Origin of the sequence: Lysobacter capsici (genome assembly GCF_014779555.2) — a bacterium.
In the GTDB taxonomy this organism is placed as follows: Bacteria; Pseudomonadota; Gammaproteobacteria; order Xanthomonadales; family Xanthomonadaceae; genus Lysobacter; species Lysobacter capsici.
In genome coordinates this window covers 6,008,309-6,026,535 of the sequence record NZ_CP094357.1, presented here as the reverse complement: position 1 = coordinate 6,026,535, position 18,227 = coordinate 6,008,309, and the positions used below count along the sequence as shown (strand labels likewise).

The following is an 18,227-nucleotide window of genomic DNA, read 5'->3' as shown; positions in this document are numbered from 1 at the left end:
GCCATGCCAGGTTCGTACTTGCCGCGGTGTTGCGCATTCGTCATCGCGTTGATGGCGACGACTTCGATCTGGGACTGCGCGGCGGCCGACCGCGCGCGACCGCATGCCGGCGGTTTGCGGATCGTGGGCGAGGCGACCGCGTTCGCGCCGACCGTCGCGCCGGCCCAGTTCGCCCGGATCCGCCTGACCCTGAGTCCGGACGGCAATACCGCGCTATGGTTCAGCCGCAACCGGCCGGGCGGCGCGGGCAGCTACGACATCTGGATGTCGCGACGCGAGGGCGCGCGCTGGACCGACTCGACGCCGGTGTCGTTCAACACGCCCGACCGCGACTTCGATCCGGCTTTCTCGGCCGACGGCCGGTACGTGTATTTCAGCTCCAATCGCCCCGGCGGCGTGGGCGACGACGATCTGTACCGGGTGGCGGTCACCGCGCAGGGGTTCGGCGCGGTCGAGCACCTCGGCGCCGCGGTCAACAGCGCCGGCAAGGAGTTCGCGCCGATGCTGTCGCCTGACGGGACCCGGCTGCTGTTTTCCAGCGATCGCGTCGGCGGCGCCGGCGGCCAGGATCTGTATGTGGCCAGGCGCGTCGATGCGGGCTTCGCCGCCGCGCAACGTCTGCCGGGATCGCTCAATACCGCGGGCCACGAATTCGATGCGACCTTTCTCGCCGACGGCGCCACCGTGGTGTTCGGCCGCGCCAAGGACTTCAGCAAGGACCGCGCCGATCTGTTCGTCAGCCACGTGCGCAACGGCCGTTACGATGCCGGCGAGCGCTTGCCCGACACGGTGAACAACCGCGAACACGATACCTATGGGCCGATGCTGGATTGGTCCACGCGCGGACGCTTTACCGTTTCCACCCGACGCGACGGCGCGGCCGAAATGGGCTTGTATCTGGTCGACTACGCGCTCGATGACGCTGCGGCGACGGACAAATCGAATCGGTAACCAAGCCTGCAGTCGAAGTCGAGTCCGCTGCGGGAACACATGCGATGGCGCAGTTTCGGTTCTATCCGATCTAGACGAAGTTGCGCTGCTGCCCCCCTTGTCGGCGCGCAGCAGCGCAATGAGCACGGCGACAGCGATATGCGCGGCCGATCCGCGGGCCTGGCCTCACCCAAGCCGTTTCGGCATCAACAGCTGACCGTGAACGAGCCGATGTAATCGGGCGTGACCGTGCCCTGGATGCTGATCTGGCCCGTGCATTGGTTATGGACGGCCCGGCCGACCTCGACCCCGTTCTGGTAATAGGTGCGTACTTCGCCAGGAGCCGGCAGATAGCCGCCTTTCGCGGATATCGGTCCGCTCGCGACGGCAACGAACCCGAGCGCCGCCGCCAGCCATAGCTTCTTGTGGTTCATCCCTATCTCCTTCGATGTCGTCGACTTGTCGCCGACCCAGCGAGGGTGATGCTTCCACCGCGCGTTTGCATTACGCGGCGCACCATGCAGGCCGCGCGAAAGGCGACCGGTCTCACGAAAGCCGACAAGGTTTCGAATTCGATTTCGTCATCCAGGCAAAACCCGCCGCGACGATCGTCGTTCGCCGCCCATGCGCCCGGCGCCGATCGACGCGCGAATTAATCGGCATCGCGTGATTCGTGTCTGCGACAATACGCATCACCGTCGCCGCCTCGCCGCGGGGCGACCCGATTCCGTCCGTGATGGAGCCGCTATTGGCTATTTCGATCTCCCAATCAATCGAGTCGGTCGACTGGACCTGCCTTGAAGAGCTGTTTATCCGCGCGCCCCTCGGCGCACGAAGCGCCGCCGCGCTCGAACAGGTCTTCCGCAACAGCCAGATCGCGTTGTTCGCGTACGACGGCGATCGCCTGGTGGCCGCCGGGCGCGCGCTCACCGACAAGGTCAGCTGGACGATCATCTTCGACGTGGTCGTCGACCCGGATTGCCAGGGCAAGGGTCTGGGGAAAATGATGGTCGAGGCGCTCGCGTCGGGATCGGGAGCGCGCAACGTCATGCTGCAGTCGGTGCCCGGGAAACAGGATTTCTATGCGCGGCTGGGCTATCGGCCGATGACGACCGCGATGGCGAAGTACGACGATCCGCAGTGGGCGCTTGCGAACGGTTATATCGAATCAGACTTGGCGGGTAGTGTCTGATCGGCCATTCGAGTTCATGTGATTTCGCGTGCAGCTTGATCGTCGCATTGAATGGCCGTTTTTGATCCATAGCGGCTGCTGAGTTGTTGTCATCTGCGGACAGTTTTGGCGTTGGAGCTGCGGCCTTCGGTTGCTTATGACTACGAAATTTCCGAGTTGCCGCATTGGATTTCCCGCATAACGTATCAATTCTCGCCTCACTCCAGCCCGACGGAATTGATCTGGGTCTAGGATCTTCTGTAGGAAAGGCTTGGTTGACTGTCTTTCGCAAGCATGCCAAAAATTCGGGCTCCCCCTGCTTCGGGGTTTAATCGTAGTTAGGTGATTGCCGTGACGACATCGCTCACTGCCCTGCTTGAAGCAAAGCGCTCTCATCTCGCGCGCCTCTCAAGTAGCAATGGATCGCAGGGAGAATCGGCCGCGCGCTCGACATCGCCTAACTGGATTGCCCGGCCTAAGGGTCAAGCACGTAGGAACCTACTCACTGCGCTCAAGCGAACAGGAATAGAAATCAAGGCAACAGCGTTCGACTTCATTTCACTTCCTGAAAGCCAAACTATCTCGTTTGATAGCGAGGAAGATTTATTCCACCGCTTGCCGCAAATGACATTCATCGAGGTCAAGACTGCTACCCAAAAGCGCGTCAAGCCAGGATTTTCAGGTTTCTTCTTTGCTTTTACTGAGAACGAAATATCCGCTTCTACCCAGCTTGGCGACCGCTACAAGATCGCTCTGTTCAACAAGCATACGAAGGAACTGCTAATTAGCTCGCTGCCTGAGGTTATGGGGCGAGCAGGATCAACCACATGGCAGGTTTCTATTCAGTTGAGGCCGGCCGAGTAGTGGGCTACGAACCTAGCAATTAATTTGGACCGACGCGGCTCGCGGCGCGATTTAATTCTGGTGTCGAATGCGTGTTCGTTTTTGGCCGGGAGTGGACTTCGTTATTCCGGAAGCCCATGTAATTGTGAGCGGCTGCACTCGATCCTAAACGGACATCTTTCGATGTAGATGGGGATGTCTGCATACGAGGCGGGAGTAGCCATGAACCCGGATATGCGGAACACTTGTACTGCATGATTTGCTTGGATCATTTTTCCAGTTTTCACCAAAGCTATCGTCTCAGCTGTTGAGACAAGGCGATGCTTTAGTCGTGAGTCACGCAGGTGCTGCGGCAAGAAGCCGAGATGACACGCGACTTGCGCTCATTGCAGAATCCTGTTCATCCGCGCACCCATACGATCCATCATGACTGTGTCCCGCGTCGATCCTAAACTCGTCTTCGCCTGGCAGGCGGCCCACTCCATCGCCCGGAACTCCCCGCCGCCGGTGCTCGATCGCGGCGGCTTCCGAGTGGATACCCATTCGGAGAAGGAAGTGAAGCGCTGGGTGTTTCCCGAGCCATGCGACAGCTTGCGCGACATCGCCCACGCCATCACCGCGCCGCGGCATTACCTGAAGCTGTGCGGATCCGACGAGGAACTGCGAAGCGCATTGCCGGCTCGCTGGGAGATTCAGCCCACGAACTATTTCATGGTCGCGACGGCGGCGACCCTGGTCGCGGCGTCGTTGCCGAGCGGCTATGCGATGGAGTTGCATCAGGCCGGTTCGGTCACCCGCGCCACCGTCATCGCGCCCGATGGCGATGTGGCCGCGAGCGGATGCGCGGCGGAAACGAGGGATGTCTTCATCTACGATCGAATCGAGACCGCGCAGCCGCATCGGCGCAAAGGCTTGGGCGTCGCGGTCATGAGCGCTCTGGGCGCGGCGAGAAAATCGCTTGCGACTGCGCAGCTTCTGGTCGCGACCGACGACGGTCGCAGCCTCTATGCGAATCTTGGCTGGACGGTGCTCGCGCCATTGGCCGCTGCCACCATTCCTGAAAGTTGAATCCGCGCGCGGCCGATTTCGCAGTCGGGCCACGCTGGCTGGGGCCATCGGACTTGCCGCGTAGCGCTTGAGTCGTGGCGGCCGTCATGGCCTGCGTTACGGCTGCCGCTCATGGCTCACAGCATGAGCCCGCAATCCCCGCAACCAGTCCGACAGGCCCGCTGCCGACCCGGCACAGGCGCAGAAGCCGCCGCCTAAACGCCGGATCACCCGGTTATCCTCCCCATCAATTGACAGCCTACCTATTGGTAGGTAGACTGAATGCTCCTTCCGTTGAAACGACCCCCATGGGCATCTCTCCAATCGGCTGGCTCCACACCCTGGGAAGCCTCCCCGCCATCCCGCTCGCCGCCTACATGCTGGTCAAGCACGGGCGGATCGTTCCCGAGTCCCGGGCCGGGCGCGCCTATTTCTGGTTCATGCTGCTGGGCGTGCTGACGGTGTATCCGATCGCGCATCAGCCCATCAGCTCGATCATTGCGACCATCACCCTCGTGGTGCTGCTGGTGGGCTACGGCATCTCGCGATGGTCCGCGGCGCGGCGATTCGGCAAGTACATCGAGACGGTTTCGCTCAGCCTCAGCGTGTTTTTTCTGATGATCCCGACGGTCAGCGAAACTTTACGCAGGCTGCCCGTCGGCAAGCCGCTGGTGACCGATCTGAAGGACCCGCTTTTGCTCGGCGTGCAGGGCGCACTATTCTTGGCGCTGATCGTCGGCGTACCGTTGCAGATGCGCGCGCTGCGCCGGCGAAAATCCGTTCAAGCCAAGGCAGGGCGTTGATGCCGTCGTCCCGATCGCAGTCGCAAGCGCAGTACTCGCTCAAAGCCCTGGAGATCATTCAACGCACGAATGAGCTGCTGGCCAAGGGCGGCTACAACGGCTTCAGCTACGCCGACATCGCCGCGTTGGTCGATGTAAGAAAAGCCAGCATTCACCATCACTTCCCCGCCAAGGCGGATCTGGTCAAGGCGACGGTCGCTGTGCACCGCGAAGCGACCCGGCATGGCCTGCAATCGCTGAGTCTGCTCGACATCGATCCGCTCGAACGCCTCGTCGCCTACAGCCGGTTCTGGGCGGAATGCATCCAGGCCTCGAATCCGCCGATCTGCATCTGCGCGCTGCTGGCGGCGGAACTGCCGTCGATTCCGGCCGAAGTCGCCGATGAAGTCAAAGCGCATTTCAACGAGCTGCATGCCTGGATCGCGTCGAGCATGGAGGAAGGCCAGGCGAAGGGCGCGATGCGATTGAGCGACAGCCCGTCGGCCGAGGCGTCCATGTTCATGGCGTCGATCCACGGCGCGATGCTGTCCGCGCGCGCGGTCGGCGATGCGTCGGTGTTCTGGCAGATCGCGAAGCTGGCTACCGATCGTCTGAGAAAGGCTTGATCGTCCATCGACTTGGGTCGGGTTGCGCCTGCCGCAAGCCGCGTAAGAGCACGATCCCGCAGGCGACATAGCGGGAGAACTTGTCCTTATTGTCGCCTGCGCGCAGAACTACCGCGCCGGCGACGATCCGTCCGCGGCCTGCGCCTGCAGGAATACCGCCAGCTGCGCTTCGAAGGCGCGCTGATAGGCCGGCCGCGCGGTGGCGCGGGCGACGAAGGCGGCGAGGTTGGGGTATTCGTCGACCATGCCGGTGCTTTGCAGCCGCAGCAGGACCGACACCATCAACAGGTCGCCCGCGCTGAAAGCGCCGTCGAGCCATTCGGCATCGCCGAGATGGCGGGAAAGCTCGCCTAGCCGCCGGCGCACGCGTTCGTCCACAATCGCCTGGCGCTGCGCGTACCAGCTCTGCTCGCGCTCGAAAATCCAGGCCATGGACCGCTCGACGATAGGCGGCTCGACGGTATTGAGCGCGGCGAACATCCAGGCGATGGCGCGCATCCGCGCGTTCGCGTCGGTCGGCAGCAGGCCGGCGTGGCGCTCGGCGAGATGCAGCACGATCGCGCCGGATTCGAACAGCGCCAGCTCGCCGTCCTCATAGGTCGGGATCTGCCCGAACGGATGAAGCGCCAGATGCGCCGGTTGCTTCATGTCGCCGAAGGACAGCGTGCGCACCTGGTAAGGCTGCCCGAGTTCCTCGAGCGTCCAGCGCACGCGCATGTCGCGCGCCAGTCCCTTGCCGCGGTCGGGCGAGGATTCGAATGCGGTAATGGTCGGGGTCATCGGTTTGCTCCGGTGGTTTGTAGGTCGTGGCCGCGGGTTACGTGGTTGTTCGACGAAGGCGTTGTTGGCTAACGCCGCGCCCGCCATCCGATACACATGAGGCGGGCGCTGGCGAACCGGTCGGGCATCCGCGTCATGGTTGCTGGAGGCCCGCGTTCCTTACATCGACGAATGGTCGGCCTCGAAATCGACAAGGGTCCGGCCTGTCTGTCCGGCGGTCGCGTCTGCCCATGGTCGACAGCGATCATCGCTTACCGCCGGCGACCCGTCGGGCCTGGGTGGGGCCGTCACGGCCAACGCGCCATCGACCCGGATCCCGCGGCAGCGCACCGCGCTTTCGATCCCGATGCGCTTGCGCCATGAAACAATCGCGGATCACGCTGCTGTCCACTGCCCGAAGCGGATACCGGCAGCGCCAGGCCAGCGTCGGGCAATCACGGCGGCTGCTGCGCGGACGGCTCGACCGCTGGACCCGCCAGAGCCTGCATCGGCCTCAACATACGAAGAGATGGCCGCTTGGACGATCCGCGCTTCTACGTAATCACAGGCGCTTCCGGGGCCGGCAAGTCGACCCTCGTGAACGCGCTCGGCGAATTGGGCTACTGCGTGGTTCCCGAAATCGCCTTGACGATCGTGCAGGAACAGGAGCAGCGCGGCGGCCATCTCTATCCATGGACCGATCTGCAGGCGTTCATGGAGGCAGTGCTGGTACGAAATATCCAGGCCTACGATTCGGCTCGCGCGATGCGCTCGCCCGTGTTCTTCGATCGGGGCCTGCCCGAATGCCTGGCCCATATGCGACTGCTCGGTCTGCGGATCGAGCCCGGTCTTGCCGCTGAAGCCGCGCGGCGTCGCTACGCCGGCACCGTGTTCGTCGCCGAGCCGTGGCCGGACATCTACGTCTGCGATCGCTGGCGTCGCGCGCCATTCGAGCGTGCGGCGCGGTCGTTCGAGCCCACGGTGGCCGCCTATGTCGAGGATGGATACCGCTTGCGCACCATCCCCCAACGGTCGGTGCGCGAGCGATTGGCATACGTTCTGGAAACGGTGCGGGCCGATACCTGACATCTCCCGCGGGCTCGCACCAGCTAGCTTTCGGCACAGGCCAAGTCGAAGGCCATCAACAGCCTGTCCCGCGCCGCGTCGGTCAGCTTGAAGAACTCGGCGATGCCTTGCCTTGGAATATCGAATCGCACCGAAAATTGCATGGGCGACAGCAAGGTATGCCCGTCCAGGCAGCTGATCCCGGCCGTGGTCGCACCGCCGATTTCGATGTTGATTCGGTCGGAAAGACACTTCATGTCCAGTCGATAAGACGTCACGTCGCGAAAATCGAACTCGCCGTCGCCGGGATGCCCAAGCGGGCCGTGAGTGACCGAGCCGACTTTCGTGCCTTTGATTTCGAAGAACACCCCGTCTGTCATCCGTTGCGGGTTGTGTTCGAGGAGCATCGATGGGCTGAAAGGGCGCAGGAATATATTCAATTTCTGCAGCTGGCTCCCGGCCTTGCTCAAAACCAGCTCGTCCTCGCTCAGATACGCCGAAACGGCGGTGCCGTGCACGATGTCGTCGAGCAAGATACGACCTTCAAATTCGGCGGCGTACGACATCGAGGGCCTTCGTTCCTTGGCGTGGTCGTGGGAGTTCTGACGATGCAGGCGGGGCCTCAGGCCTTGGCCGACATCGCGCTCAACTCTTCCAGATCGAGGTCGCGCTCAAGTTCGTGCAGGGTCTCGTCGTCGATGTCGCCGGCGCGGTGCAGGCGAATGAGTTCGCGGCGTCCGCAGGCGACGGCTTCCAGCACCACATCGAAGTGGGCGTGGATCAGCGGGGTGTAGTGCTCGGTGCGCTCGGCGTAATCGACGATCGCCACTGCCTTGCGCTGATACTTTTCCAGCAGCTTGGGATGGATGAGCTCGCCTTGGCTGTCGTAGGCCAGGGTCTGGACGATCGCGAACTGCACCTGGGCCATCGCGGCCTCGGCCTGGCTCATCGTCAGGCGCGGCTTTTCCGCGTCCGGCTCGGTCAGTTTCGCCCAGCCGATCACCCATCCCAAGGTCGTGCCCTGCACGAGCACGGTGACGAGAATCACCGCGAACGAAGTCACCAGGATGAAATCGCGGCCGGGAAAGCCGTCCGGAATGCTCAGCGCCAGCGCCAGAGTAACCACGCCGCGCACGCCCGCCCAGCTCAGCACGGTCGAGCCGCGCGCGCCGATGGGCTTGTAGCGTCGCAGCCCCAGCAGGTTGCATAGCTTGATCGCCGCGTCGGACCCGAACACCCAGGCGAAGCGCGCGAGGGTGAGCGCGACCAGGATCGCGAGGATGTCCCAGCCCATCGTCGACACCACCACGCCGAAGCCGCCGCCGCGTTCGACCACGCCGCGCAGCGACAGTCCGATCAGGATGAAGACCGACGCCTCCATCAGAAACACCAGCACCTCCCAGAACGAGGTGCCGCGCATGCGCGTGGACGCCGACAGCACGTTGCTCTGATGCCAGCTCGCGATCAGGCCCGTGGTCACGGTGGCGATGACGCCGGACACGTGCAGCATTTCGCCGAGCAGATACGAGGTCCACGACAGCAGCACCGTGGCGGCGATGATCAGATACTCGTCGCCGAGGCGGCGCACCAGCATCACCCATGCCGTGCCCACGGCCGCGCCGACCAGCGCGCCGCCCAGCGCCAGCACAAAGAAACTCCCGACCGCCTCGGTGGCGCTGAAGGCACCGGTGACGCCGGCGGCGACGGCGAAGCGGAACAGCACCAGGCCGCTGGCATCGTTGAGCAGGCTTTCGCCCTCGAGCAGGATCTGCAGGCGGCGCGGTAGTTTGACCCGCTGCAGCACGGCGCGCGCGGACACGGCATCGGGCGGCGAGACGATCGCGCCGAGCGCGGCGCAGGCGGCCCAGGGCAGCGACGGAAACAGAAGATGGGTCACCACCGCCACGACGACGCAGGTGAACAGCACCGCGCCGACGGCCAGCGAGCCGATCCCGATCAGATGACGGCGCAGCCGCGCCAGCGCGATCGACCAGGCGCCGTCCATCAACAGCGGCGGCAGGAAGATGACCAGCACCAGCTCGGGGTCCACCGCGATGGTGGGCAGGCCCGGGATGAAGGCGAGCGCCGCGCCGCCGGCGAGCAATCCCACCGACGGCGGCAGTCCCAGCCGGTGGGCCGCATAGTGCAGCGCGATGATCGCCAGAAACATCACGATCACCAACTCGAATAACTGGGTCGGGTGCATAAGGCTCTGCTTCGACGGAACGTTGGCCGCGCTGAGCCTCATTTCACGGCACGTCCGGCCGAAACGCAATCGCGGCTGGATGGGCGGTCGCCTCGAGGCGAGCGTTGCCGATAAGCCGCCGCGACCCGCGCCGTCGGCACGCGTTGCCCGGGACGCATGCGCACGAACGATGAGCGCGGTGTCGCCATCGACGAGCAAGCGCGATCTGCGGACCGGGCCTGGGGCACCAGGGCACGCGCGAACGCTCCGTCTGCCGCTTCGCGCGGTGCGTTACAGTAGCGCTCCCGACGGCAAGTCCGATTCCGTGACGCTCAAGTTCTGGCTTCTGCAACTGCTTGGTTGGTCGCTTTTTCTCCTGCTCGCCTATGTAGCGCGCCCGAGCGAAACCGAGGTTTCCGATTCGCTGCAGTTCGTGGCGACGCTCGCGCTGAGCGGGGCGGGGATGGCGGGCAGCGTGCTGCTGCGCCGGGTCTATCGCGGGCTGCAGGCCGACGGTTACGGCGACGTGCGCTGGCTGGGCATCGGGCTTGCCGCCAGCGTGCTGGCGGCGATCGGCGTCGATCTTGGGTTCCATTACGCGCTGTTGCTGGCGGCCAGTTTCTTGCCGTCGCTCTCCGCGTTGCACGAAGCGCAGCCGGCGATGTCGCGCGCGCCGCTGTTGGCCGTCGCCTACATGGCCTGGAGCCTGCTGTACCTCGCCATCAGCCGGCAGACGCGGCTCGAGCAGGCGGCCCGCACCCAGCGCGACCTGCAGCTGGCCTTGAAGGACGCGCAGTTGCAGCGGCTGCTGAGCCAGCTCAGCCCGCATTTCATCTTCAATGCCCTCAACAATGTCCGCGCGCTGATCCTGATCGATCCGGAACTGGCGCGCGAACACCTGACCCGATTCTCCGCGACCTTGCGATATCAGTTTTCCGGCGGCGACGAGGCGCTGGTGACGGTGGCGGAGGAACTGGACGTGGTGCGCGATTATCTGGGGCTGGTGCGCCTGCAGCTCGGCGAGCGCATGGAGTATCGCGAACAGGTGGACGCGAGCGCGCTGACCATGCAGGTCCCGCGCTTCTGCCTGCAACTGCTGGTGGAGAACGCGATCAAGCACGGCCTGGCGCCGAGCCGCGGCGGCGGCGTGCTGGAGGTGCAGGTCGCCGTCCAGGGCGGCGGTGTGCGCATGGACGTGCGCAACACCGGCCAGCTGCGATCGCAGGACGGCGCGGGCACCGGCTTGGCCAATCTGCGCCAGCGGCTGCTGCTGTCGTTCGGTCCCGCGGCGGGCTTGCGCTTGCTGCAGCAGGACGATTGCGTGGTGGCCAGCGTATGGACAGGAGCGGCGGCATGATCGATGCGGTCATCGTGGAAGATTCGCCGCTCGCCCGCTTCGAGCTGGAACATCTGCTCAAGTCCTATCCGCAGGTGACGATCGTCGGCCACGCCGGCGACGTCGATGCCGCGGTGTCGCTGATCGAAACGGCGTCGCCCGACGTGGTGTTCCTGGATATCGACCTGCCCGGCGGCAATGCGTTCACCGTGCTCGAGCGTCTGACCCGGGTGCCGCGCATCGTCTTCACCACGGCCTTCGACGAATATGCCTTGAAGTCGTTCGCGTTCAATACCATCGATTACCTGCTCAAGCCGATCGAGCCGCGGCGGCTCGCGCAGGCGATCCAGAAACTATCCGACACGATGCAGGCCGCGCCCGCGCGGCGCTCGATGGACAGCCCCATCTTCATCAAGGACGGGGACCGTTGCTTCCTGGTCAAGCCGCGCGACGTGCGGGTCATCGAGGCGGTGGGGAACTACAGCCGGGTGTATTTCCAGACGCAATCGCCGCTGCTGTACCGCCCGCTGGGCGCGGTCGAGACGCAGCTGGCGCCGGAGAAATTCTTCCGCGCCAGCCGGCGTTACATCGTCAATCTCGACTACGTGGAGCAGGTCGCGCCCTGGAGCAACGGCGGGCTGATGCTGAGCTTGCGCGGCGGTCTGGAGGTCGAGGTTTCGCGGCGGCAGAGCGCGCGCTTCAAGGACTTGCTGAGTCTGTAGCGGCGGCGCGCTCCGGCGAGTTCGCGGACTGGTTCGCACGCACCCCGATGCTGTCGCCCATCAGGCGATCGTGCAAGGTGATGGTCGCCCGGCCCTGCGCGTCGTGTCCGAATTCCAGCGAATCCAGCCCGCCGTCCAGATAGTGGCGGCCGTCGCGATGAGGGCGCAGCGCGACCGGATCGTCTCCTTCCTGTTGCAGCTGCAACGCGCCGTCTTTCTCCAGCACGACGCGGGCGCCGCCGTCGGCGAATACATAGCGACCGGTCCAGCTCGTGTCCGTCTTTCGGGTTGTGTCCTCGGCCGGGTACGGTCGACCGGCCGCGATCGCCGCCAGGCGCACCGACAGGTTGGTGGGGTCCATGAACTCGGCATTGGTGAGCACGGCCACGAACACATCCGGAGCTTTCACCCGCACCACATAGCTGTTGAAGCCGTTGATGAAGCCGCCGTGTTCCACATCCGCCAGATCGCCGACTTGCCCGATGATCCAGCCGAAGCCGTAGGGCGACAGCCGGCCGTTGGTCAGCGTGGTCTTGCCCGTGGCCTGGGCGAACAACGCGGGCGGCACGAGGCGTCCGTCGCGCAGCGCGCGGTGCCAGATCGCGAGATCGTCGACCGTGCTGATCAGGCCGCCGGCGCCCTGCGGCTGCGACATGCTGATGAAGTCGGCGTTCTGCAGTTCGCCCTTGACCCGGCGATAACCGTGGGCGCGTTGCGGAATCAGCGCGAGGTGGTTGTCGTAGCGGGTATGGCTCATGCCCAGCGGCTGGAACACGGCCTGCTGCATGTACTGCGGATAGGGCCGTCCGTCGAGACGCTCGATCAGATGGGTCAGCAGAATGTAGTTGGAATTGCTGTAACGGAACTGGCTGCCCGGGGCGAACTCCAGCGGCAAGTCTTTGAAGTAGCCGATCAGGCGCGTCGCATCGGCGTCTTCGCGCCGCGCCGCGCGCGACGCGGCGATGCCGCTGATGTTCTTGATGCCCGAGGTGTGGGTCAGCAGTTGCTGCACGGTGACGCCGGCCATCGGCCCGGCCAGGGCCGGGTCCAGCGACGCCAGCGTGGAGTCCAGCCCAAGCTTGCCGGCCTGGACCAACTGCAGCACCGCGACCGCGGTGAACTGCTTGCTGATCGACGCCAGCCGCAGCGCCGAGTCGGGCCGCATCGGCACCGCGTTCTCCACGTCGGACAGTCCGTAAGCCCGGCGCAACAGCACCTGATCGCCGCGCGTCACCAGCACGACGCCGCCGGTGGGCTGGCCCTTGAAGAACGCGTCCGCCGTCTCGGTCAGATTCGAATCCGCATGCACGGGAACGGCGCCTTGCTTCGCGCCCGCCGCGCCGGCCAGCGCCAGGCTCATGATCAATGCCGTTGCCATTACGTCGCGATAGCGCATATGCCTTCCCCTTGAGTGAGTACGACTCGAAGGGTAGGCAGGCCGGTCCGATCGCCCCAGCGGGATATGACCTACGGAAGTTATGGGAAGTGAGCGGTTGCCCGGACGGATGAGCGGTCGGGCGGGACGTGGGCTTGCGTGGTGGTGTGGCCGGTGCAATGCCGGCGCATGCGCATCGACCGGATTCACAAGCCGCGGCTTGCGGCGTTTGCCTTCGATACCTCGCCTCGATACCGCGGCCGCCTGTCCGATCGCGTCGGGGTTTCGCGTTCGATAACCGCGCCTACCCGCCACCGAGGAATCGTCCATGACCGCAGTGCCGCTCACGCTCGACGCCACCCAGACCGACCTCGCCGCCGATGTCGAGGTGTATGCCTACATCGTCGGATTGGTCGCGGGCGTGTATTACCGCCTCGATGCGTCCGGCGTGCCGCATGCGATGTCGCAGGCCGACAACACCCAGGCCGCCGGCAGCTTTCCCGGTTCGAGCGCGCTCGCCGCCGCCGCGGTCGCCGCGCTGACGTCGAACTATCCGACCGTGTGGGCCGACTACTCGATCCCGCTGTCGCGCACCGCGCCGGCGACGCAGCTGGACCTGTCGAAGATCAACACCAGCACCGTCCCCGGGCTGGGCACCGGCACCAGCGCGTTCAGCGGTCGCATCTATGTTTCGGTCGGCGTGCCGCGGCTGCCGTTCACGCCGCAGGCCGCGGGCTATGCCGCGCCGGTGCCGTATCCGGGGCCCGGCAGCCAGTGCCTGTTCGACTGGGTCGAGTTTTCCTACGACAGCGAAGGCAACTTCAACGGCAACACCACCCAGGTCGATCAATTCGGTTTCGGCCTGAGCCTGGACGGCGCGCCCGGCGGCAGCCTGCAAGGCGTGCTCGGTATCGCGCGCGAGACGCTGCTGACCCAAGTGCAGAACCTGCCCGGTCCGTTCGTCGGCGCGCCGACCTTGATCGTGGCGAATCCCGCGGCGGCCGCGGCGTATCCGGCCAACGTCGTCACGCTGCGCGCGCAATCGCCGAAGACCTTGACCGCGCTGCCGACCTACAGCGGCGCGTTGACCGACTATTTCAACGCGACCATATCGACCTGGTACGACAACTGGAAAACCACGCCACTGGTGGTCAACGATCGCGCGACCGGCTACTACACCGGCGTGGTCGATCCGGGCACCGGCGTGCTGAATTTCTATCAGGGCCAGTATCCGACCCTGGCCGATTGGAAGGCCGCCGCGCCGGCGCTGGCGTTCGCCCTGACCGGCGCCGCGCCCTCGACGGTGCAGGTCGGCTCGCTCGATGTCTGGCAATGCGACAACGCCCTGGCCAGCGGCGGCGCCGCGCAGTTGAACGTCGGCAAGAACGTCGCCGCGGCCTTCACCCGCGGCGTGCCGGGCTATCTGTTCGACGACAGCATCGGACCCAGCGCTGCCGGTACGTATTATCCCGTCGGCGGCACCTGGAACGCCTGGGCCGCGCAGATGCATGCGGCCAATCGAAACGGTCTGGCCTATGGATTTCCGTATGACGATGTCTGCGAACAGAGTCCTACCGTGCAACTCAATGGCGCCACGCAGGTGAGTGTGGTGCTCGGCAAGTTCTACAGCTGAGTCGATTGCCGCCGCGTCGACAGGCACGAGAGAAGGGATGCGCGAGCCGCTACGAACGCTGCGCGATTTTCCGGGCTTGTTTTGATTACTCTCCCGCGCCGCTGGAGAGGGCCGGGGTGAGGGCCCGCGCCCTCATCCGCCCTTCGGGCACCTTCTCCCGCGGGCGGGAGAAGGGGACGGCAGGCATCTGCACACCGGAGGTAATGGGCCGAGCTGATTGCTCCCTCTCCCGTTTGACGGGAGAGGGCCGGGGTGAGGGCTCGCGCCCTCATCCGCCCTTCGGGCACCTTCTCCCGCGGGCGGGAGAAGGGAACGGCAGGCATCCGCACACCGGATGTAATGGGCCGAGCCGATTGCTCCCTCTCCCGTTTGACGGGAGAGGGCCGGGGTGAGGGCCCGCGCCCTCATCCGCCCTTCGGGCACCTTCTCCCGCGGGCGGGAGAAGGGAAAGGCAGGCATCTGCACGCCGGATGTAATGGGCCGAGCCGATTGCTCCCTCTCCCGTTTCACGGGAGAGGGCTGGGGTGAGGTCCCGCACGCACCGACAGCCGCCACACCACAACGTCAGTGAGGAACTTCCAGAACCGCCGCGATCGCCAGACGCAGCTCCTCCAGGCCATACGGCTTGGGCAAGACCTGTATGCCCATCGCCACCGCCTCGTCGCGATTGCGTTCGATGTAGCCGCTGGTGAGCAGGACCGGCAGGTCCGGCCTGCGCTGGCGCAACTCGCGGGCCAGATCGATACCGCTTTTACCGCCAGGCATCATGATGTCGGAGAACACCAAGTCCAGATGCCGAGCGTTGGCGAGCGCGCCGAGCGCGGCGTCCGGGTTGGACACGTGGATCACGTCGTAGCCGATATCGCCCAGCATGTCGCGTACCAGGGCCGCGACTTCGACATCGTCCTCCACCATCAGCACGCTGCCGGTGGAGGAGGGCGCCGCCGCCGCGGCATCGGGATGGAGCGCGGCGACATGGGTGGGGTCGTGCTCGGAGCGAGGCAGGTACAGCGTGATCGCGGTGCCCACGCCCTGCTCGGATTGAATCTCGGTGGTGCCGCCGGACTGCTGCGCGAACCCGTACACCTGGGCGAGGCCGAGCCCGGAGCCCTTGCCGACGTCCTTGGTGGTGAAGAACGGTTCGAACACGTGCGATTTCACTTCCTCGGACATGCCCGCGCCGTTGTCGCGCACGCACAGGCTGACGAAATCTCCGCGTCCGTTCGGGCCTTGCCAGTCCGGCAGGTTCTCGCCTTCGATGGTGATCACGCCGCCGCGCGCCATCGCGTCGCGGGCGTTGACGGCCAGATTGAGCAGCACCAGTTCGAGTTCGCCCGGGTCGACCTGCACCGACCACAAATCCGGCTTGAGCCGGACATCGACCTGCACGTCGCCGCCGAGGCTGCGGTCGAGCAGCTCCTTCATGTCCTGCAGATGCCGCGCCAGGTCCACGGTTTCCGGCCGCAGCGCGTGACTGCGCGAGAACGCCAGCAACTGGCGGGTGAGGCTGGCGCCGCGCTGCGCGGCCTGACGCATGCCCTGCAGCATGCGCGCGCGCCGCGCCGGGTCCTGGTTGCGCTCCATCATGTCCAGGCCGGCGGTGATGACCATCAGCAGATTGTTGAAGTCGTGGGCCACGCCGCCGGTGAGCTGGCCGAGCGCTTCGAGCTTCTGGGCGTGGCGCAGGCTTTCCTCGATGCGCGCGCGTTCGGCCATCTCGTTGCGCAGTTGCGAGTTCACCTGCTGCAGTTGCTCGGTGCGCTGCGCGACCAGCGATTCCAGCTCGGCCGCGGCCTGTTCGCGCGCGGCCAGCAGCGAGCGCACTTCGTGCTGGCGCAATCGCGCGCGCAGCGCCGCCTGCATCACGCTGATCAGGGTGATCGGCTGCACCGGGCGCTCGAGCAGCGCCACATTGCGCAGGCCACGCACCAGTTCCTGCCGCCAGCGGGTGACCCGCGGCTCGTCATGACGGCTGGTGAGCACGACGAACGGCAGGTCCGACCAGGCGGGCTGACGGCTCACCCACTGCGCGAGCAGGTCGAGATCCTGGCCAAACAGACCTTCCTCGGCCACGAACGCGGCGTCGATGCCCGCCTCCATGTCGTCCAGCAATTGCGCGTAGTCGCGACAAAGCGTGGCGGCGATCCCCGCGCGGGCGAGCAGGTCGATGGTGGCGGGGGCGTCGCGTCCGATCGGAGCGAACACCAGTACGCGCTGATGCATGGTCGGCTCAGTGCTCGATGCCGCCGCCCACATTGTGGCCATCGCCCAGCAAGGGCTCGCTGGTGCCGGTGTAGGAGGGCGTGCCGGCGAAGATGCCGCTGAACTGCCGCAGCGGCGGGCCCAGCGAAATCCCGTTCCGGGTCAGGCGGAATTCGCGGATGGTGTGTTCGTGGTCGCCGCTGCGTTTCTTCACCACCGACAGCGCGCGGCGCACGGTGCCGCCGTACTCGAAGTAGCGCAGCATCAGCACCGCATCGCTGAGGTAGCTGATGTCCAGCGGCGTTTCCATCGGCCCGACCAGACCGTGCTGGGCCAGCACCAGAATGGTCAACACGCCTTGCTGCGACAGGAAGCTCAGCAGTTCGTGCATCTGCAGGATGAGAAAGCGCCCGTCGGGCATCGCGTTCAAATAGCCGTTGAGGCTGTCGATGATCACCAGCCGCGCGCCGTCCTGCTGCACGCTCTTGCGCACGATCGACGCGAACTCGCCCGGCGACATCTCCGCCGGGTCGATCTGCTGGAAGCGGATCATCCCCGATTCCAGCGCCGGTCCGAACTTGAGCCCCAAGGTCTTGGCCCGCGCCTCGACCGTGCCGCGGCCTTCGTCGAAGGCGAAGAACACGCTTTTCTCGCCGCGTTCGGCCGCGGCGATGGCATAGGTCAGCGCCATCGACGACTTGCCCACGCCGGCCGCGCCGATCAGCAGCGCATTGGTGCCGCGTTCCAGGCCGCCGCCGAGCAGCTTGTCGAGTTCGGCGTTGCCGCTCGGGGTGAAGTCGCCGGTGAAGTTGGCGTGGTGTTCGGCGGCGACGAGGCGCGGATAGATTTCCAGGCCGCCCTTGCGGATGGTGAGGTCGTGGAAGCCGCCGCGAAAGCTGATGCCGCGCATCTTCACCACCCGCACGCGCCGGCGTTCGGCGCCGTATTCGATGGCCAGCTGCTCCAGCAGCACGACGCCGTGCGAAATCGAGTGCAGCTGCAGATCGTTCTGCTGCGAGGTCATATCGTCCAGTAGCACCACGGTGCAGCGCCGGCTCGCGAAAAAATGCTTGAGCGCGAGCACCTGACGCCGATAGCGCAACGAACTCTGCGCGAGCAGGCGCAGTTCGGACAGGCTGTCGATCACCACCCGGCTGGGATTGAGCGCGGCCACGCGGTCCAGGATCAGCTTGGTGGTTTCGCCCAGCTCGACCTCGACCGGATGCAGCACGGTGATCTCGCGCCCCGGATCGAGCGTGGTTTCCGGCGGCACCAGTTCGAACACATCGATCTGATCCAGGCTCCAGCCGTGCCGCTCCGCGACCAGGGCGAGCTCGCGCTCGGTTTCCGACAGCGTGATGTACAGCGTCTTCTCGCCGTTGCGCGCGCCCTCGAGCAGGAACTCGATGGCCAATGTGGTCTTGCCGGTGCCGGGCCGACCTTCGTACAAGTACATGCGGTTGGCGTCGAGGCCGCCGCCGAGAATGTCGTCGAGACCGGAGTTGCCGGTGGAGATGCGCGATTGGGTAGGACCAGCGTCAGCATTCATCA

The 18,227-nt window shown here is 65.4% G+C and carries 17 protein-coding genes; 10 read left to right on the top strand and 7 right to left on the bottom strand.

What is annotated here, in order from left to right:
- The first annotated feature begins 3 nt into the window (after positions 1-3).
- Positions 4-951 carry a TolB family protein gene (locus IEQ11_RS24915; RefSeq protein WP_228464534.1) on the top strand — a complete coding sequence of 316 codons (948 nt, stop codon included), beginning with the start codon at positions 4-6 and terminating at the stop codon, positions 949-951.
- A 185-nt stretch (positions 952-1,136) separates the two neighbouring features.
- Here the strand turns inward: IEQ11_RS24915 and IEQ11_RS24910 are convergent, their stop codons facing one another.
- Positions 1,137-1,364, bottom strand: a complete 228-nt coding sequence (locus IEQ11_RS24910) for a hypothetical protein (protein ID WP_191821553.1) — start codon at positions 1,362-1,364, stop codon at positions 1,137-1,139.
- A gap of 314 nt (positions 1,365-1,678) precedes the next feature.
- On the opposite strand from IEQ11_RS24910, the gene IEQ11_RS24905 reads away from it, so the two are divergent.
- From IEQ11_RS24905 to IEQ11_RS24885, 5 genes are all read left to right on the top strand, one after another.
- Entirely contained in the window at positions 1,679-2,122 is a 444-nt protein-coding gene (locus tag IEQ11_RS24905; RefSeq protein WP_228464532.1) for a GNAT family N-acetyltransferase, read from the top strand.
- Between the two features lie 330 nt (positions 2,123-2,452).
- A complete protein-coding gene (locus tag IEQ11_RS24900; RefSeq protein WP_191821552.1) occupies positions 2,453-2,965 on the top strand; it encodes a protein NO VEIN domain-containing protein in 513 nt (170 codons plus the stop codon).
- Positions 2,966-3,370: 405 nt separating this feature from the next.
- A complete protein-coding gene (locus tag IEQ11_RS24895; RefSeq protein WP_191821551.1) occupies positions 3,371-4,012 on the top strand; it encodes a GNAT family N-acetyltransferase in 642 nt (213 codons plus the stop codon).
- Between the two features lie 287 nt (positions 4,013-4,299).
- The gene (locus IEQ11_RS24890) at positions 4,300-4,794 is read left to right on the top strand and encodes a hypothetical protein (protein ID WP_036105430.1); all 495 of its coding nucleotides are present in this window, start codon (positions 4,300-4,302) and stop codon (positions 4,792-4,794) included.
- Entirely contained in the window at positions 4,794-5,399 is a 606-nt protein-coding gene (locus tag IEQ11_RS24885; protein WP_046658440.1) for a TetR/AcrR family transcriptional regulator, read from the top strand. The genes IEQ11_RS24890 and IEQ11_RS24885 overlap by 1 nt, the downstream gene beginning before the upstream one ends.
- A 108-nt stretch (positions 5,400-5,507) precedes the next feature.
- Here the strand turns inward: IEQ11_RS24885 and IEQ11_RS24880 are convergent, their stop codons facing one another.
- On the bottom strand, positions 5,508-6,179 hold the full coding sequence (locus IEQ11_RS24880; RefSeq protein WP_191821578.1) for a glutathione S-transferase family protein: 672 nt from the start codon (positions 6,177-6,179) through the stop codon (positions 5,508-5,510).
- 516 nt (positions 6,180-6,695) lie between these two features.
- On the opposite strand from IEQ11_RS24880, the gene IEQ11_RS24875 reads away from it, so the two are divergent.
- Positions 6,696-7,244, top strand: coding sequence for an AAA family ATPase (locus IEQ11_RS24875; protein ID WP_191821550.1), 549 nt, complete (start codon positions 6,696-6,698; stop codon positions 7,242-7,244).
- 23 nt (positions 7,245-7,267) lie between these two features.
- Here the strand turns inward: IEQ11_RS24875 and IEQ11_RS24870 are convergent, their stop codons facing one another.
- Together IEQ11_RS24870 and IEQ11_RS24865 are read right to left on the bottom strand one after the other, a co-directional pair.
- Positions 7,268-7,789, bottom strand: a complete 522-nt coding sequence (locus IEQ11_RS24870; protein ID WP_191821549.1) for a hypothetical protein — start codon at positions 7,787-7,789, stop codon at positions 7,268-7,270.
- A gap of 56 nt (positions 7,790-7,845) precedes the next feature.
- Positions 7,846-9,429 carry a Na+/H+ antiporter gene (locus tag IEQ11_RS24865; RefSeq protein ID WP_191821548.1) on the bottom strand — a complete coding sequence of 528 codons (1,584 nt, stop codon included), beginning with the start codon at positions 9,427-9,429 and terminating at the stop codon, positions 7,846-7,848.
- Here IEQ11_RS24865 and IEQ11_RS24860 point away from each other — a divergent pair.
- Entirely contained in the window at positions 9,377-10,765 is a 1,389-nt protein-coding gene (locus IEQ11_RS24860) for a sensor histidine kinase (protein ID WP_228464530.1), read from the top strand. The genes IEQ11_RS24865 and IEQ11_RS24860 overlap by 53 nt on opposite strands.
- A complete protein-coding gene (locus IEQ11_RS24855) occupies positions 10,762-11,466 on the top strand; it encodes a LytR/AlgR family response regulator transcription factor (protein ID WP_191821547.1) in 705 nt (234 codons plus the stop codon). The genes IEQ11_RS24860 and IEQ11_RS24855 overlap by 4 nt, the downstream gene beginning before the upstream one ends.
- Here the strand turns inward: IEQ11_RS24855 and IEQ11_RS24850 are convergent.
- Positions 11,444-12,826 carry a serine hydrolase domain-containing protein gene (locus tag IEQ11_RS24850; protein ID WP_228464528.1) on the bottom strand — a complete coding sequence of 461 codons (1,383 nt, stop codon included), beginning with the start codon at positions 12,824-12,826 and terminating at the stop codon, positions 11,444-11,446. The genes IEQ11_RS24855 and IEQ11_RS24850 overlap by 23 nt on opposite strands.
- 343 nt (positions 12,827-13,169) lie before the next feature.
- Between IEQ11_RS24850 and IEQ11_RS24845 the strand changes: the two genes are divergently transcribed.
- Positions 13,170-14,474 (top strand): beta-1,3-glucanase family protein, encoded by a 1,305-nt coding sequence (locus IEQ11_RS24845; RefSeq protein WP_191821545.1) that lies wholly within the window; start codon positions 13,170-13,172, stop codon positions 14,472-14,474.
- A 564-nt stretch (positions 14,475-15,038) separates the two neighbouring features.
- On the opposite strand, the gene IEQ11_RS24840 is transcribed toward IEQ11_RS24845, so the two are convergent.
- Together IEQ11_RS24840 and IEQ11_RS24835 are read right to left on the bottom strand one after the other, a co-directional pair.
- Positions 15,039-16,697: an ATP-binding protein gene (locus tag IEQ11_RS24840; RefSeq protein ID WP_152670215.1), complete on the bottom strand. Its 1,659-nt coding sequence runs from the start codon at positions 16,695-16,697 to the stop codon at positions 15,039-15,041.
- 7 nt (positions 16,698-16,704) lie between these two features.
- Complete coding sequence (locus tag IEQ11_RS24835) at positions 16,705-18,225, bottom strand: ATPase domain-containing protein (RefSeq protein WP_228464526.1); 1,521 nt, start codon at positions 18,223-18,225, stop codon at positions 16,705-16,707.
- Positions 18,226-18,227: the final 2 nt, after the last annotated feature.